We start from the raw sequence: 14,237 nt of genomic DNA, 5'->3' as shown, positions 1-14,237 counted from the left end.
AACCTATTTTTCATTATGAAATTTTACTTAAAAACACTTATTTTTTTCCCTCTGATTTTACAGGTCATCGTTACCGCACTTTTGATTTGGTTCGATGATGATTCAAGTGGTGTTATCGTTCCTTTTTCTAGCTATGCTCTCACAGCATTTCTTCTCGCCACAATTCCCGCATTTTTAACCGCACTTTTAGCCGCAAAATTCCGTTACACACGTTATAATATTGCCTCGATTGTATTAGTTTCATCGATCATTTCATTTGTTTATTGCAATATGGCATCTTATTTTTATTTGTTATTGCTCGGCGAACAAGAAACGTCCTTTTGGGGCTGGTTGACCGAAGGGGGGTTATCTCTCGGATTAGTGAGCACATGCGGAATGGTATTTTATGCTCTATTTGTTATGCCGTGGTTGCTGCCAAAAACAAGAGAATGATTTTATGCTGACGTTAAATGAACATTTACTCAACCAAATCTTGCTGATTGCTTATCAAGCAGGTAAGCATTTGCAACAGTTTTATCAAAAACAGGTTCATGTTGAATTGAAAGAAGACAACACGCCTGTGACGGAAGCGGATCTTTTTGTGAGCCAATTTTTAACAGAAAAATTGACCGCACTTTTCCCTAATGTCCCAGTTCTTTCGGAAGAAAATTGCCATATTTCCTTTGAAGAACGTAAAAATTGGAAAGAATATTGGTTGATTGATCCTCTTGATGGCACACAACAATTTATTAATCGTACCGATCAATTTTCTGTGTTGATTACCTTAGTTCGTAAAAATAAACCAGTGTTAAGCATTATTCATGCACCAATTTTATCGACAACTTATTATGCAATGCGTGATTTCGGCGCGTTTAAAAAACAACTGGATCAGGTAAAAAAACTCACTAAAAACACGACAAATTTTGACCGCCCTTTACGAATTGCGGTAGGTGCAACGACTTCACAAGAAAAAGTGCGGTCGATTTTGCCGAAGGATTTTCCTTGTGAATTTGTTGTGGTTGGTTCAAGTAGCTTAAAAAGCGGTTTGGTGGCTGAAGGCGCAGTAGATTGTTATGTTCGTTTAGGACAAACAGGCGAATGGGATACCGCTGGGGCAGAAGTTCTGCTTGCTGAAACTCACGGTGCCATTTTTGACTCTCATTTTGAGCCTTTAACCTATAACCAGCGTGAAACCTTGATTAATCCGCATTTTGTCATGGTGGGCGATCAATCACTCGATTGGCGTTCTGTCTTTCAATTTAATTGATTGGTTCGATTGGTTTTTTTCTCTAGAATACGGCATTATTTTCGATATTACTCGGAATCTTATAAGGAATAATTATGCAAACAGATAATAACTGTATCGTCATCTTTGGCGCGTCTGGTGACTTAACTCACCGTAAACTCATTCCAGCTCTTTATAATCTCTACAAAATCGGGCGTTTGAGTGAAAACTTTTCCGTTCTAGGTGTTGCTCGCTCTGACCTGAACGATGAAACTTTCCGCGAAAAAATGCGTGAGGCGTTAATCCATAATGAAGAAACAACACCAGAAACCTTAGATGCTTTCTGCTCTCATCTTTATTACCAAGCTGTGAATACATCTGATGCTCAAGATTATGGCAAACTTGTTCCACGTTTAGACGAGCTTCACGATAAATATCAAACCTGTGGTAACACCCTTTACTATATGTCCACTCCGCCAAGTCTTTATGGCTTGATTCCTGAGTGTTTGGCTGCACATGGTTTAAATACGGAAGAATATGGCTGGAAACGTATTATCGTTGAAAAACCTTTTGGTTACGATGAAAAAACAGCACAAGCATTAGACGTACAAATCCACCGTTTCTTTGAAGAACACCAAATTTATCGTATCGACCATTATTTAGGTAAAGAAACCGTTCAGAACTTGCTTGTATTACGTTTTTCAAATGGTTGGTTTGAACCGCTTTGGAACCGTAATTTCATTGATTATGTAGAAATTACTGGCGCAGAATCTATCGGCGTGGAAGAGCGCGGTGGCTATTATGATGGTTCTGGCGCAATGCGCGATATGTTCCAAAACCATTTATTGCAAGTATTAGCGATGGTGGCAATGGAGCCGCCAGCGATTATTAATGCGAATTCAATGCGTGATGAAGTAGCAAAAGTGATGCATAGTTTGCGTCCATTAACCGCCGAAGATATGGAGCATAATCTCGTTTTAGGTCAATACACTGCGGCTGAAATTAACGGCAAAATGGAAAATGGCTATTTAGAAGAAAAAGGCGTACCGACAGATTCTCGCACTGAAACCTACATCGCATTGCGTTGTGAAATTGAAAACTGGCGTTGGGCTGGTGTGCCGTTCTATGTCCGCACGGGTAAACGCTTACCAGCTCGTGTGACTGAAATTGTGATCCATTTTAAAACCACGCCACATCCTGTATTCAGCCAAAATGCACCAGAGAATAAATTGATTATTCGTATTCAACCTGATGAAGCGATTTCAATGCGTTTTGGTTTGAAAAAACCAGGTGCAGGCTTTGAAGCGAAAGAAGTATCAATGGATTTCCGTTATGCAGATTTAGCAGGTGCGCAAGTATTAACTGCCTATGAACGCTTATTGCTAGATGCGATGAAAGGCGATGCAACCTTGTTTGCTCGTACTGATGCTGTGCATGCGGCATGGAAATTTGTGCAACCGATTTTAGATTACAAAGCGAATGGTGGTCGCATTCACGAATATGAAGCTGGCACTTGGGGGCCTGTGGCAGCCGATAAATTAATCGCAAAACAAGGTAAAGTTTGGCGTAAACCAACAGGTTTAATGAAGAAAAAAGTTTAATTAATCTAATGTAGGGTGGGCTTGAGCCCACCGCTCTTAATATCTAACATAATAAATTGTGGGCTTAAGCCCAACGGAAAATCAATGAATTATATCAGCTTCCCAACGGCTCAACACGCAGTCGATAAAATTGCACAAGAGTTTTTGATTTATAGTCAATTAAATCATCCCGTACATATTTCCCTTTCTGGTGGTTCAACGCCTAAGTTATTATTTAAAACCTTAGCCAAATCACCTTATGCTGAACAAATGAACTGGAAAAACCTGCATTTTTGGTGGGGTGATGATCGTATGGTTCCATCATCTGATCCTGAAAGTAACTATGGTGAGGTGCAAAAACTTTTATTCGATCATATTCAAATTCCAACGGAAAACATCCATCGAATTCGTGGCGAAAATGAACCGCACTTTGAACTAAAACGCTTCAAAGAAGAATTAAGTGCGGTCATTCCAAACGGTGTTTTTGATTGGATCATTTTAGGTATGGGGACAGACGGTCATACCGCTTCTCTCTTCCCATATCAAACCAATTTTGATGATGAAAACCTAGCTGTCATTGCTAAGCACCCTGAAAGTGGTCAAATTCGCATTTCTAAAACAGCTAAACTCATTGAACAAGCCAAACGCATTACCTATTTGGTAACGGGTGAAAGCAAAGCGGATATTTTAAAAGAAATTCAAACGACTCCAGCTGAAAACCTTTCTTACCCTGCAGCAAAAATTAAAGCAAAAAATGGCGTGACGGAGTGGTATTTGGATAAAACGGCGGCAAGGCTGCTCTAATGGAAATTTTAGCCCATATTTTAGTCACCCTTGAACATTTCTACATTCTCTATTTAGAAATGTTAACCATTGAAAGCAAAAGTGCGAAACGCATTTTCGGCTTAACGGATGAATTTATCGCCCAACAGAAAGTAAAAGTTATGTTCGCCAATCAAGGGTTATACGGCGGCTTTTTGGCAGCAGGGATTATTTTTGGTTATGCCATCAACCAAATTTCGGTGATTTATTTCTTTTTAAGTTGTGTGATTATCGCCGCAGTTTTTGGGGTGGTTACGACGAAGAATAAGGGGATATTGGTAAAGCAGGGGTTGCCTGCAGTGTTGGCAATAGTTTTGCAAATGGTTGCATAAAATTGATCGCTTGTAGGGGCAAATTACACTTGCCCTATAAAAACAATTACAGCGGAATGTATGACTACGAAATATAATGCAGGTATTCATCATCGAAGATCGATTCGTTTAAAACATTATAATTATCGTTCTGAAGGATTTTATTTCATCACCATTTGTTGTAAAAATAAAGAATGTCTATTTGGGCATATCATTAATCAACAAATGCAATTAAATGATTTAGGGAATTACGTAAAACAGTGTTGGGAAAATATTCCAATGTTCTTTCCACAAGTACGAATTGATGAATTTGTTATTATGCCAAATCATTTACACGGTATTATTGAAATTATTGAACAGGTAAAGGGCAAATGTAATTTGCCCCTACAATCGAGAGCAACACAGTTGCCACAAAAGGGAACATCTCAAACAATTGGCTCAATAGTTCGTGGATTTAAAGCAGGTGTAACATCTTGGGCAAGAAAAAATAGTGAAATTTTTGATGTTTGGCAGCGAAATTATTATGAACATATTATTCGTGATGAAAAATCCTATTTGCAGATTTATGAATATATTCAAAATAATCCTATTTTATGGGAACAAGATCAATTATATGTAGATTAAAAGGGCGAATGTAATTCCCTCCTACAATTTATCTACATCATAGACAAACATGTAGGGGCTAATTATATTAGCCCCCATCATAAACAAAGATTTAGTAATCCAACAGGAGAAAACAATGTCAGTAAAAGGCGACATCGGTGTTATCGGCTTAGCCGTAATGGGGCAAAACCTCATTTTAAATATGAACGATCACGGGTTTAAAGTGGTGGCGTATAACCGCACTACTTCAAAAGTGGATGAATTTTTACAAGGTGTGGCAAAAGGCACGAATATTATCGGTGCTTATTCTTTGGAAGATTTCGCGAGCAAATTAGAAAAACCACGTAAAGTGATGTTAATGGTGCGAGCAGGCGATGTAGTGGATCAATTTATTGACGCATTACTACCACACTTGGAAGAAGGCGACATCATTATTGATGGCGGTAACTCAAACTACCCAGATACAAATCGCCGTGTAAAAGCATTGGCTGAAAAAGGCATTCGCTTTATTGGTTCTGGTGTGTCTGGTGGCGAAGAAGGGGCGCGTCACGGGCCTTCAATTATGCCAGGCGGTAATCAAGAAGCGTGGCAGTATGTGAAACCTATTTTCCAAGCAATCTCAGCTAAAACAGAACAAGGCGAACCTTGTTGTGACTGGGTTGGCAGCGAAGGTGCTGGTCACTTTGTGAAAATGGTTCACAATGGTATTGAATATGGCGATATGCAGTTAATTTGCGAAGCATACCAATTCTTAAAAGAAGGTTTAGGCTTGAGCTATGACGAAATGCAAGCCATCTTCGCAGAATGGAAAAAAACGGAACTTGATAGTTATTTGATTGATATTACTACCGACATTCTTGGCTATAAAGATGCAAGTGGAGAACCTTTAGTCGAAAAAATCTTGGATACTGCGGGTCAAAAAGGGACAGGTAAATGGACGGGTATCAATGCGTTAGATTTTGGTATTCCATTAACTTTAATCACTGAATCAGTCTTTGCACGCTGCGTATCTTCATTTAAAGATCAACGTGTTGCGGCTAATCAATTATTCGGCAAAACCATTGCCCCAGTTGAAGGCGACAAAAAAGTATGGATTGAAGCAGTGCGTAAAGCATTATTGGCGTCAAAAATTATTTCTTACGCACAAGGCTTTATGCTGATTCGTGAAGCCTCTGAACAATTTGGTTGGGATATTAACTATGGTGCAACGGCATTATTATGGCGTGAAGGTTGTATTATCCGTAGCCGTTTCTTAGGTAATATTCGCGATGCTTATGAAGCCAATCCAAATCTTGTTTTCTTAGGTTCAGATAGCTACTTCAAAGGCATTTTAGAAAACGCATTAAGTGACTGGCGTAAAGTGGTGGCAAAATCTATCGAAGTGGGTATCCCAATGCCTTGTATGGCGTCTGCAATCACCTTCTTAGATGGTTATACTTCAGCACGTTTACCTGCAAACTTATTGCAAGCTCAACGCGACTATTTCGGTGCACACACTTACGAGCGTACAGATAAACCACGTGGAGAGTTTTTCCACACTAACTGGACTGGTCGTGGCGGTAATACAGCATCAACTACTTATGATGTGTAGTTAAAACATTGATAAAAATTACCGCACTTTGAACTGTTGCGGTAAATTTGGATAGCTTATTAATTCGCTAAAATATTGAGCTCTGCATAATGTAGAGCTCAATTGTTTATAATAAGAGGATGCTTTATTGATGGCAACGATCGTAAAGCGGTTGTAATTGTTGAATGGTGTGTGTAATAAATAAAGCGGGATCTATTTGATTTAATTCGGCTTTTTCAATGCTTTTTCCAATGCACCAAAAATCTTCATCTGAACGTAAGAGAAGATCTTTTTCAGAAATGTTCTTTACTTGGCGAAAATCATCATATTCACTTTCATCTTCTTGCCAAATATCAAAATCAGCAAATTGTTTGAAATCAAATTGATCAAGCCACTGATTGTATTGTTGCACATTAATTTGTGAGCGATCTGCACGATAGCAATGCCAATCTAAACACACTCTTAGTCGGCGACGATTTAATAACACAGAAAAAATGGCTGCAGAATTTTGGTTAAATTCGTATTTAAAATAAGCGAAGAAATGCGCCCGTACCTGCCAACCATTGGTCCAGCTTTCAATATGCGGTTTCGCAAAAGGCGTACCGAGTTGTGCTGAAACAGATTGAATTATCGCTTTCCAATTATCCCAATGTAATTTGTAATCCGCTTTAATCGCTGGAATATCTTCTGGGCAGAATTTTTTCATTTGGGCGAATTGATAGAAAGGAATATTGAACAGTTCACAAGATTCAGCAGTGAGCGAGAGCATAGCGTTTCCTTAAAAATCACTGTAATTTTTGACCGCACTTTGTGTGAAGAACTGCTTGTCTTCCCAGCGCAACATAGTCATTCGATTATTCCACACACAACCGGTATCCAAGGCATAAATACCTGGCGGAGTTGGCTCATCGACTAAACTTGCCCAATGTCCAAATACAATGGGAATTTGTTTATAAAGTGGATTATCTAAATTAAACCAAGGCGTGAGCTCCGCTGGCGCATCTTTTAAAGGAGATTTATAGGCAAAATCAAAGCGATGGTCAAAATAGCAAAAACGCATTCGAGTGAAAGCATTAATAATGTAACGATGGCGATCCAAACCCTGTAAATCGGACGACCAACGATCAGGCTGTTCAGAATACATATTTTCAATGAGATAATAAAAATCGCCGTGCTGTAAAATCTGTTCAACTTCAGCCGCACAAGATTTCGCAGTTTCCAAATCCCAATCTGGGGAAATGCCCGCGTGCGCCATCAGGAAGTTTAACTCTTCACTATGGACAAGTAATGGCTGATGACGTAACCAATGAATCAGTTCATCAAAATCGGGCGCATTAAAAATAGCATCAACACGATCACGCGGTTTTACTTTTTTAATACCCAGTGCAGTCGCAATTAAGTGCAAATCATGATTACCTAGTACGGTTTGCGCCGCATTACCAAGTGATTTTACGAAACGAAGGCATTCAAGTGATTTATCCCCACGAGCCACAAGATCTCCCACAAGATAAAGTTTATCTTGCGTAGAATTGAAATCTACACGCTCTAATAAAAGCTGTAATTCATCATAACAACCTTGTAAATCACCAACGAAATAAGTTGCCATTTTTGACCGCTCTTTTATAAACAAATTTTGAGAATTTTAACACAGACTTTTATTGTTGATTTATTCTTTTGGTATAGTAGAATGCAAAAAATTTAGTTATTTCCATTTTTATTTAAATATGAGTGCTATTGAAAATATTGTCATTAGTATGGAAAATGCAACTGAACGTCGCAAACATATTACTAAGCAATTTGAATCAAAAAAACTTTCATTTAGTTTCTTTAATGCGTACACTTATCAATCAATCAATCAATCAATCAATCAATCAATCAATCAATCAATCAATCAATCAATCAATCAATCAATCAATCAATCAATCAATCAATCAAACTCCATATTACATAATATAGAGGAATCTAGAATACTTACTAAAGGAGAAAAAGGCTGTTTAATTAGCCATTTCTTATTATGGAATAAGTGTGTGAATGAAAATTTGGAATATCTCACAATTTTTGAAGATGATGTAATTCTTGGCGAGAATGCGGAAGTATTTTTGGCACAAGATGAATGGTTAAAAACACGTTTTGATTTTAATGATATTTTTATTATTCGTTTAGAAACTTTTTTACAGACAGTTAAACTTGAGAAACAAACTAAAATTCCACCTTTTTATTCTAGGAACTTTGATATTTTAAAATCGACTCACTGGGGGACGGCTGGTTATATTATTTCTCAAGGTGCGGCTAAATATGTAATTGAATATTTAAAGAATATTCCTTCTGATGAAATTGTTGCAGTTGATGAACTTATTTTTAATAAATTAGTTGATGTTGATAATTATATTGTCTATCAACTTAATCCAGCAATTTGTATTCAAGAACTCCAAGCGAATCAAAGTAAAAGTGTATTAACAAGTGGATTGGAAAAAGAACGAGAAAAACGTCCAAAAATCCGTAAGAAAAAGACATTGAAACAGCGTTTAACTCGGATAAAAGAAAATATTATACGAGCTTTAAATAGAAAAAAATGGAAAGAACAACAACGTATTAAAGAAATGCAAGGTAAAGAAATTGTGCGTTTTATGTAGAAAGCCAAGGTGTAACAAGGATTACACCTTTTATTATTTTTACTCTTCTGAATCTAATATTTCATCGTTATTAACATCTGCTGGTGGATTATCCGCCAGCCAATTCGCTAAACGCACATAATCTGCGATAGCCAAATTTTCTGCACGTGCATTTAAATCAATACCAAGTGCGGTCAGATTTTCAGGTGAAAATAGTGTTGAAAGTGCATTACGCAATGTTTTGCGGCGTTGATTGAACGCTTGGGAGCAAACACGGTTCAACCAATATAAATCTTTTACAGGGTGCGGCAATTCTTTATGCGGAATTAAACGCACAACTGCGGAGTCCACTTTCGGTGCTGGTTTGAATGCAGAAGGAGGTACTTCAAGTACAGGCATCACTTGGCAGAAGTATTGAGCCATAATAGTTAAGCGGCCGTAAGCTTTGCTATTTGGTGCGGCACACAGGCGTTTTACCACTTCTTTTTGCAACATAAAGTGCATATCTTGAATCACATCATGATACTTAAACAAGTGGAACATTAATGGGGTAGAAATGTTGTAAGGCAAGTTACCAAATACACGTAATTTTTGCCCTTTTTCTGCTAAATTTTCTTTTGTGTAAAGCTCACGAAAATCAAATTGCATCGCATCTGTTTCAATAACAGTGAGCTTTTGATGTAAAAATGGATGATGACGTAAACGTTCTGCAAGATCTCGGTCAAGCTCTACCACAGTCAGATGATCGACAAGCTCACAAACAGGCTCTGTTAATGCGCCAAGTCCCGGACCAATTTCCACTAAGAATTGATTGGATTGTGGGTAAATCGCCGCCACGATACCTTGAATCACAGAAGTATCATGTAAAAAATTTTGACCAAAGCGTTTACGCGCCGTATGGCCTAAGTGTTTTTTTGAATTCATAAAAATAATCTAATAAATGATAAAGTTTGTGGTTGGCATCTTTAAATATCTAGCCACTCTGGTTTTATTTCTCTTGGGGATATCTCATTCACATTATCGTGGTAATAAAGAATATGGCATGCATTCTTAGAATTAGGGTGCCAATGTATAAAATTTTCTTTATCTTGCGAGTAAAAACAAATCATAGGTTTATCTAACCCTGAAGCTATATGAATTGTTGATGTATCAACTGAAATAAGTAGAGAGCAATTTCTAATCAATTCAATTGTATGATAGATCGTTGTGTGAGGCTTTGAATAAACAAATACGTCATCAAATTGATTAGCGATTTTACTTAAATGCTTATGAGTATCTGGTGTTGAGAGTAAGACCAATGGATATTTATGATGACTTCTAATATATGCTAAGTAATCTATAATGTGAGTATCGTTAAATTTTCTATTTTTCCCCGCACCATAAAAGTTAATTGTAATAAAGTTATTTAACTGGTTATCAGTAATAAACTGAAGGATTTCTTCTTTGGTTGAGCCATCTTGTGGAATGTCATAGTTATCATCACTTAGACTGATGTTTGACTGAGCTAAAGCCTCTTTGTAAATTTCTGAAAAATGGCCGTCTTTAGTAATATTTATATTAAAAATATTATAATCTGCTTTTCTATAGCCGATATAATTTCGGGCATTGATTATTCTCAATAGCAATAAGTCTCGATTTCTAAGTACTATGGCTGGGTCAATGACAACATCATATCTTTCTTTTCTAATAAGTAGTGCCGTCTTGACGTAATCGAGAATGTTTCTTTTCTTTACAAGATAAATCTCATCAATGTTATGGTTTCTTTGAAACAGATAAGCGTTCTTTTTCGTGCAGATGACACCAATTTTTATCAAAGGATTAAATTTCTTTATTTCTCTAAAAACAAAAGAACTCACGATATAATCGCCAATTTTTCCATCTTGTCGCAAAAATAAGAAACTCTTAGGATGTTTTAAACTTTGAGGATTGTTTGCTCTTGATGATTTATCGAGCATCCATTTTCCCACTTTTAACCTTAGTGCTTTTAGCTTATTCATATCGATGCTCAATTTGATTTATTTCAGAATCAATGCTCAATCCTCGAAATATACAAGGTGGTTCAATTCCATAGGCATTAATTTTTGTTTTTTGAATCAACCCAGTTAAGTAGTCTGAAGGCATTCTTACGGGATAAGCATAATTAAGTAATTTTGAGGCTCCCAATTGTGTAATTAAATATGCTGTAGTGTAAATAATACATCTTTTAGAATTTTTGGAGGGAGCTCTATAATGAGCAAGTCGATAGCCTTCATAAAGTTTTTTCTTAAAAGGATACGATTTAGCTTTACCATGATCTAAAAAGATTAAGTCATAGTTTTTTTTGACTTTATTTAATGCATCTTGAACAATTTCTTTAAAAAAATGTGAAACTATCGCATCATCTTCTAAAATAATTGCACTTTCAATTTTATTTTCTACAATATGCTCGTATGCTCGTATATGGCTGATTGCGCATCCAATTTCACCTAGAGTTAAAGGTTTCGGGGATAAATAATGTTTTGGGTAAAAATCATAATCAACGGAGTCTAATATTTCTTGTGGTAATGTTTTTCCATAAGTTGCATCAAGAAATTCAAATTCTAATCCGAGTCCTAAAAGTCGTTTTGAAATAATTGATCTTCTTGATGAATTTTTTAAACTGATAACAATAATTTTTGGAAATTGCATTTGATCTAAACCTTTAGTTGTTATACAAGAATAAACTACGTTGGATCTTTTTGAGGGCAGTGTAACTTGTTATTATTAATGTGCAAAGTTATTTTTCTATTTCCTGCCATTTTATCTTTCTTCCTTTCGCTAAAACGGCTATAATCCGCCCGTTTTTCTTAACTTTTCCGCCTAAAGTGCGGATAAAAAATCGATTATTTTTAGAGGATACAATGGCGAAAGAAGATTGCATTGAGATGCAAGGCACAATTTTAGAGACTTTACCGAATACTATGTTCCGCGTGGAGTTGGAAAACGGTCACGTGGTTACTGCGCATATTTCAGGAAAAATGCGTAAAAACTATATCCGTATTTTGACTGGGGATAAAGTGACTGTAGAAATGACGCCTTATGATTTAAGTAAAGGACGTATTATTTTCCGCAGCCGTTAATTGCAGAATATGTGAGATAGACCGATATATATCGGTCTTCTTTTTTGCTCAAAAAGAACTCAAACTGGTTGCGGAACGTAAAAAAATCGGTATAATCCGCAACCCTTAGCCACATTGAATTTTTCGTTCCTTGCCTTTGCAGATTGGTGGCTAATCTACGTCAAAGGCTGATTAACCCGTAAGGAGCAGTAATGCGTCACTACGAAATCGTGTTTATGGTTCATCCGGACCAAAGCGAGCAAGTACCAGGTATGATCGAACGTTACACCGGTTCTGTAAAAGAAGCTGGTGGTCAAGTTTATCGCCTAGAAGATTGGGGTCGTCGCCAATTAGCGTACCCAATTAATAAATTACACAAAGCACACTATGTGCTTATGAATGTAGAAGCGCCTCAACAAGTCATCGACGAGCTAGAAACGACTTTCCGTTATAACGATGCTGTATTACGCAGTCTTGTTATCCATACTAAGCACGCCGTAACCGAAGCGTCCCCAATGAAAGCGGCTAAAGAAGAACGTAAACCTTTAGCTGAAGTTGAAAACAACGATTTTGAGGATGCTGAAGAGTAATTTGAAAATTGATAATCGTTTTTCGGTTATGGGAGTCGTTTCTCAGTTACCAAAGCGATTAAAGAGCCCTAGTGGAATTGAGCATTGCAAGTTTTTGTTAGAACATCGTTCTGATCAGATTGAGAGTGGTTTTACACGTCAAGCTTGGTTAAAAATGCCAGTTCAAATTAGTGGTAATCAATTGATAGAAAAAACTCAAAGCATTACGGTCGGTAGTAAAATTTTGGTGGTGGGATTTATTACCTCACATAAAACCCAAAGTGGGTTATGCCAATTAGTTTTACATGCCGAGCAAATCGAATTTATAGATTAGGAGACTAGCCAAATGGCACGTTATTTCCGTCGTCGTAAGTTCTGCCGTTTCACAGCGGAAAATGTTGTTGAAATCGATTACAAAGATATCGCTACATTAAAGAACTATATTTCAGAAAGCGGCAAAATTGTACCTAGCCGTATTACCGGTACTCGTGCGAAGTACCAACGTCAATTAGCTCGTGCAATCAAACGCGCTCGCTATTTAGCGTTACTTCCATACACTGACAATCATCAGTAATTAAGGAGACACGGTAATGCAAGTAATTCTTTTAGATAAAATTGCTCACTTAGGTCAAGTGGGCGATCAAGTAAATGTTAAATCAGGTTTTGCACGTAACTTCTTAATCCCACAAGGTAAAGCAGTTATGGCAACTAAAGCTAACATTGAACACTTTGAAGCACGTCGTGCAGAATTAGAAGCGACAGCGGCAGCAAATCTTGCAGCAGCTCAAGCTCGTGCAGCAGAAGTTACTGCATTAGGTTCTGTGACTATCGCATCTAAAGCAGGTGATGAAGGTCGTTTATTCGGCGCAATCACTACTCGTGATGTGGCAGAAGCAGTAACTGCAGCAGGCGTTAAAATTGCGAAAAGTGAAGTTCGTTTACCAAACGGTCCAATCCGTACTCTTGGTGACCACGATGTTCGTTTCCAACTTCACGGTGAAGTATTTGCAACATTAGATGTAATTGTTGTTGCAGAATAATTTGTCAGATAGACAAAATAAAACCCAGTTTAAAACTGGGTTTTTTTATTTTTATCATATATAAATTTAGAATAGGGTAATAAAAATGTATTTTAAGTCTGAATTAATATAGTATTTTAACTACTCTTTGATAATATAACGATGATTATTCATATTACTATTTTGCTCAGTATTTTTGCTAAGTAAGTTCTGAAATGGTATTGAAGATATAAGGTGGGTGGGGACAATAAATGAAATATTAGTAGGTTAAGATCCTTTATTTGTATGTGTAAATTTTCAATATGTTGGTTAAATACTATGATAAGATGGATAAAACTAGCTACTTCTCCACATTTTCTATTGATTAATATTAATTTTGTATTTTTAGATGCAATTGCTGATAAAATCAGAATAATGAATTTCTCTTTTGTTAATAAATTTTAACAAATGTTAAAACCCTATGAACAGCCGGCTAAAGATAACCCAATTGAAGTATTTTTGTTTGATAATGTGATATAACAGGCGTAAAATCGCATATTTCCATTAACTCGGGAATTTTTATACTTTTAATTAATTTAAGGATACAACAATAAGCTTATTTTCAGAACCATCTAAACGTCGTTATGGCGTTGCAATTTTTGTTGGTATTATTGCAGGTCTTATTTACATTCCCTGCATTAGGTTTAACCCCGCCAGTAGCAGAATGGCCATTATATGAACATATCTCAGAATTAGTTGGTCATATCTTTTGGTTCTGGACAATTGAGGTCATTCGTCGTGATTTGCGTAATCGCATTACTCGCCAACCAGACGTTGATGAAGTAAATCACAATAGATAATTCTTTTCTAAATTTAAAAAGCCACAATCAA

At 36.8% G+C, this 14,237-nt stretch carries 19 protein-coding genes; 14 read left to right on the top strand and 5 right to left on the bottom strand.

All coding sequences use genetic code 11. From position 1 onward, the window contains the following. Window positions 1–15: 15 nt before the first annotated feature. From ACPT9C_RS02045 to gnd, 7 genes are all read left to right on the top strand, one after another. Window positions 16–432 carry a hypothetical protein gene (locus ACPT9C_RS02045; protein ID WP_050949401.1) on the top strand — a complete coding sequence of 139 codons (417 nt, stop codon included), beginning with the start codon at window positions 16–18 and terminating at the stop codon, window positions 430–432. A 4-nt stretch (window positions 433–436) separates the two neighbouring features. After that, entirely contained in the window at window positions 437–1,246 is an 810-nt protein-coding gene (gene cysQ / locus ACPT9C_RS02040) for a 3'(2'),5'-bisphosphate nucleotidase CysQ (protein WP_050949402.1), read from the top strand. A 74-nt stretch (window positions 1,247–1,320) separates the two neighbouring features. Continuing rightward, window positions 1,321–2,805 carry a glucose-6-phosphate dehydrogenase gene (zwf, locus tag ACPT9C_RS02035; protein WP_050949403.1) on the top strand — a complete coding sequence of 495 codons (1,485 nt, stop codon included), beginning with the start codon at window positions 1,321–1,323 and terminating at the stop codon, window positions 2,803–2,805. 84 nt (window positions 2,806–2,889) lie between these two features. Next, complete coding sequence (gene pgl / locus ACPT9C_RS02030; RefSeq protein ID WP_050949404.1) at window positions 2,890–3,588, top strand: 6-phosphogluconolactonase; 699 nt, start codon at window positions 2,890–2,892, stop codon at window positions 3,586–3,588. After that, window positions 3,588–3,938 (top strand): DUF1304 domain-containing protein, encoded by a 351-nt coding sequence (locus ACPT9C_RS02025; protein ID WP_005690236.1) that lies wholly within the window; start codon window positions 3,588–3,590, stop codon window positions 3,936–3,938. Before pgl ends, ACPT9C_RS02025 begins: the two co-directional genes overlap by 1 nt. Window positions 3,939–3,998: 60 nt before the next feature. Next, a complete protein-coding gene (locus ACPT9C_RS02020; protein ID WP_005690234.1) occupies window positions 3,999–4,541 on the top strand; it encodes a transposase in 543 nt (180 codons plus the stop codon). 115 nt (window positions 4,542–4,656) lie between these two features. Next, window positions 4,657–6,111 (top strand): decarboxylating NADP(+)-dependent phosphogluconate dehydrogenase, encoded by a 1,455-nt coding sequence (gene gnd, locus ACPT9C_RS02015; protein ID WP_423717202.1) that lies wholly within the window; start codon window positions 4,657–4,659, stop codon window positions 6,109–6,111. 124 nt (window positions 6,112–6,235) lie between these two features. Here the strand turns inward: gnd and ACPT9C_RS02010 are convergent, their stop codons facing one another. Together ACPT9C_RS02010 and apaH are read right to left on the bottom strand one after the other, a co-directional pair. Beyond that, window positions 6,236–6,859: a glucose-6-phosphate 1-dehydrogenase family protein gene (locus tag ACPT9C_RS02010; RefSeq protein ID WP_050949406.1), complete on the bottom strand. Its 624-nt coding sequence runs from the start codon at window positions 6,857–6,859 to the stop codon at window positions 6,236–6,238. A 9-nt stretch (window positions 6,860–6,868) separates the two neighbouring features. Beyond that, on the bottom strand, window positions 6,869–7,696 hold the full coding sequence (gene apaH, locus ACPT9C_RS02005; protein ID WP_050949407.1) for a bis(5'-nucleosyl)-tetraphosphatase (symmetrical) ApaH: 828 nt from the start codon (window positions 7,694–7,696) through the stop codon (window positions 6,869–6,871). Window positions 7,697–7,814: 118 nt separating this feature from the next. Here apaH and ACPT9C_RS02000 point away from each other — a divergent pair, with 118 nt between their 5' ends. Then, window positions 7,815–8,723 carry a glycosyltransferase family 25 protein gene (locus ACPT9C_RS02000; RefSeq protein WP_114893702.1) on the top strand — a complete coding sequence of 303 codons (909 nt, stop codon included), beginning with the start codon at window positions 7,815–7,817 and terminating at the stop codon, window positions 8,721–8,723. Between the two features lie 39 nt (window positions 8,724–8,762). Here the strand turns inward: ACPT9C_RS02000 and rsmA are convergent, their stop codons facing one another. The 3 genes from rsmA to ACPT9C_RS01985 are packed head-to-tail and all read right to left on the bottom strand — an operon-like array spanning window position 8,763 to window position 11,369. Next, window positions 8,763–9,626, bottom strand: a complete 864-nt coding sequence (gene rsmA / locus ACPT9C_RS01995) for a 16S rRNA (adenine(1518)-N(6)/adenine(1519)-N(6))-dimethyltransferase RsmA (protein WP_050949409.1) — start codon at window positions 9,624–9,626, stop codon at window positions 8,763–8,765. Window positions 9,627–9,667: 41 nt separating this feature from the next. Continuing rightward, entirely contained in the window at window positions 9,668–10,699 is a 1,032-nt protein-coding gene (locus tag ACPT9C_RS01990) for a glycosyltransferase family 9 protein (protein ID WP_080358491.1), read from the bottom strand. Then, window positions 10,692–11,369, bottom strand: a complete 678-nt coding sequence (locus ACPT9C_RS01985) for a glycosyltransferase family 25 protein (RefSeq protein WP_050949411.1) — start codon at window positions 11,367–11,369, stop codon at window positions 10,692–10,694. The genes ACPT9C_RS01990 and ACPT9C_RS01985 overlap by 8 nt, the downstream gene beginning before the upstream one ends. A gap of 212 nt (window positions 11,370–11,581) precedes the next feature. Between ACPT9C_RS01985 and infA the strand changes: the two genes are divergently transcribed. The 6 genes from infA (at window position 11,582) to ACPT9C_RS01955 (ending at window position 14,206) form a co-directional block, all read left to right on the top strand. Further along, window positions 11,582–11,800 carry a translation initiation factor IF-1 gene (gene infA / locus ACPT9C_RS01980; protein ID WP_005627617.1) on the top strand — a complete coding sequence of 73 codons (219 nt, stop codon included), beginning with the start codon at window positions 11,582–11,584 and terminating at the stop codon, window positions 11,798–11,800. A gap of 191 nt (window positions 11,801–11,991) precedes the next feature. Continuing rightward, a complete protein-coding gene (rpsF, locus tag ACPT9C_RS01975) occupies window positions 11,992–12,369 on the top strand; it encodes a 30S ribosomal protein S6 (RefSeq protein ID WP_050949412.1) in 378 nt (125 codons plus the stop codon). After that, window positions 12,356–12,682: a primosomal replication protein N gene (priB, locus tag ACPT9C_RS01970; RefSeq protein ID WP_005639404.1), complete on the top strand. Its 327-nt coding sequence runs from the start codon at window positions 12,356–12,358 to the stop codon at window positions 12,680–12,682. Before rpsF ends, priB begins: the two co-directional genes overlap by 14 nt. 12 nt (window positions 12,683–12,694) lie before the next feature. Continuing rightward, window positions 12,695–12,922 carry a 30S ribosomal protein S18 gene (rpsR, locus tag ACPT9C_RS01965; RefSeq protein ID WP_005598105.1) on the top strand — a complete coding sequence of 76 codons (228 nt, stop codon included), beginning with the start codon at window positions 12,695–12,697 and terminating at the stop codon, window positions 12,920–12,922. Window positions 12,923–12,938: 16 nt separating this feature from the next. Further along, window positions 12,939–13,388, top strand: coding sequence for a 50S ribosomal protein L9 (gene rplI / locus ACPT9C_RS01960; protein ID WP_005660979.1), 450 nt, complete (start codon window positions 12,939–12,941; stop codon window positions 13,386–13,388). Window positions 13,389–13,990: 602 nt separating this feature from the next. Next, entirely contained in the window at window positions 13,991–14,206 is a 216-nt protein-coding gene (locus ACPT9C_RS01955) for a DUF1440 domain-containing protein (protein WP_050949413.1), read from the top strand. Window positions 14,207–14,237 lie beyond the last annotated feature (31 nt).

Origin of the sequence: Haemophilus sp. HN_Hi16 (genome assembly GCF_049823435.1) — a bacterium.
GTDB lineage: Bacteria > Pseudomonadota > Gammaproteobacteria > Enterobacterales > Pasteurellaceae > Haemophilus > Haemophilus influenzae_D.
Note: the sequence above shows the minus strand (reverse complement) of the source record. Positions and strands in the feature narration are given on the sequence as shown.

Coding starts and splice junctions, on each gene's coding strand:
- ACPT9C_RS02045 (WP_050949401.1), top strand. CDS start 16: ATGAAATTTTACTTAAAAACACTTATTTTTTTCCCTCTGATTTTACAG.
- cysQ (WP_050949402.1), top strand. CDS start 437: ATGCTGACGTTAAATGAACATTTACTCAACCAAATCTTGCTGATTGCT.
- zwf (WP_050949403.1), top strand. CDS start 1,321: ATGCAAACAGATAATAACTGTATCGTCATCTTTGGCGCGTCTGGTGAC.
- pgl (WP_050949404.1), top strand. CDS start 2,890: ATGAATTATATCAGCTTCCCAACGGCTCAACACGCAGTCGATAAAATT.
- ACPT9C_RS02025 (WP_005690236.1), top strand. CDS start 3,588: ATGGAAATTTTAGCCCATATTTTAGTCACCCTTGAACATTTCTACATT.
- ACPT9C_RS02020 (WP_005690234.1), top strand. CDS start 3,999: ATGACTACGAAATATAATGCAGGTATTCATCATCGAAGATCGATTCGT.
- gnd (WP_423717202.1), top strand. CDS start 4,657: ATGTCAGTAAAAGGCGACATCGGTGTTATCGGCTTAGCCGTAATGGGG.
- ACPT9C_RS02010 (WP_050949406.1), bottom strand. CDS start 6,859: ATGCTCTCGCTCACTGCTGAATCTTGTGAACTGTTCAATATTCCTTTC.
- apaH (WP_050949407.1), bottom strand. CDS start 7,696: ATGGCAACTTATTTCGTTGGTGATTTACAAGGTTGTTATGATGAATTA.
- ACPT9C_RS02000 (WP_114893702.1), top strand. CDS start 7,815: ATGAGTGCTATTGAAAATATTGTCATTAGTATGGAAAATGCAACTGAA.
- rsmA (WP_050949409.1), bottom strand. CDS start 9,626: ATGAATTCAAAAAAACACTTAGGCCATACGGCGCGTAAACGCTTTGGT.
- ACPT9C_RS01990 (WP_080358491.1), bottom strand. CDS start 10,699: ATGAATAAGCTAAAAGCACTAAGGTTAAAAGTGGGAAAATGGATGCTC.
- ACPT9C_RS01985 (WP_050949411.1), bottom strand. CDS start 11,369: ATGCAATTTCCAAAAATTATTGTTATCAGTTTAAAAAATTCATCAAGA.
- infA (WP_005627617.1), top strand. CDS start 11,582: ATGGCGAAAGAAGATTGCATTGAGATGCAAGGCACAATTTTAGAGACT.
- rpsF (WP_050949412.1), top strand. CDS start 11,992: ATGCGTCACTACGAAATCGTGTTTATGGTTCATCCGGACCAAAGCGAG.
- priB (WP_005639404.1), top strand. CDS start 12,356: ATGCTGAAGAGTAATTTGAAAATTGATAATCGTTTTTCGGTTATGGGA.
- rpsR (WP_005598105.1), top strand. CDS start 12,695: ATGGCACGTTATTTCCGTCGTCGTAAGTTCTGCCGTTTCACAGCGGAA.
- rplI (WP_005660979.1), top strand. CDS start 12,939: ATGCAAGTAATTCTTTTAGATAAAATTGCTCACTTAGGTCAAGTGGGC.
- ACPT9C_RS01955 (WP_050949413.1), top strand. CDS start 13,991: ATGGCGTTGCAATTTTTGTTGGTATTATTGCAGGTCTTATTTACATTC.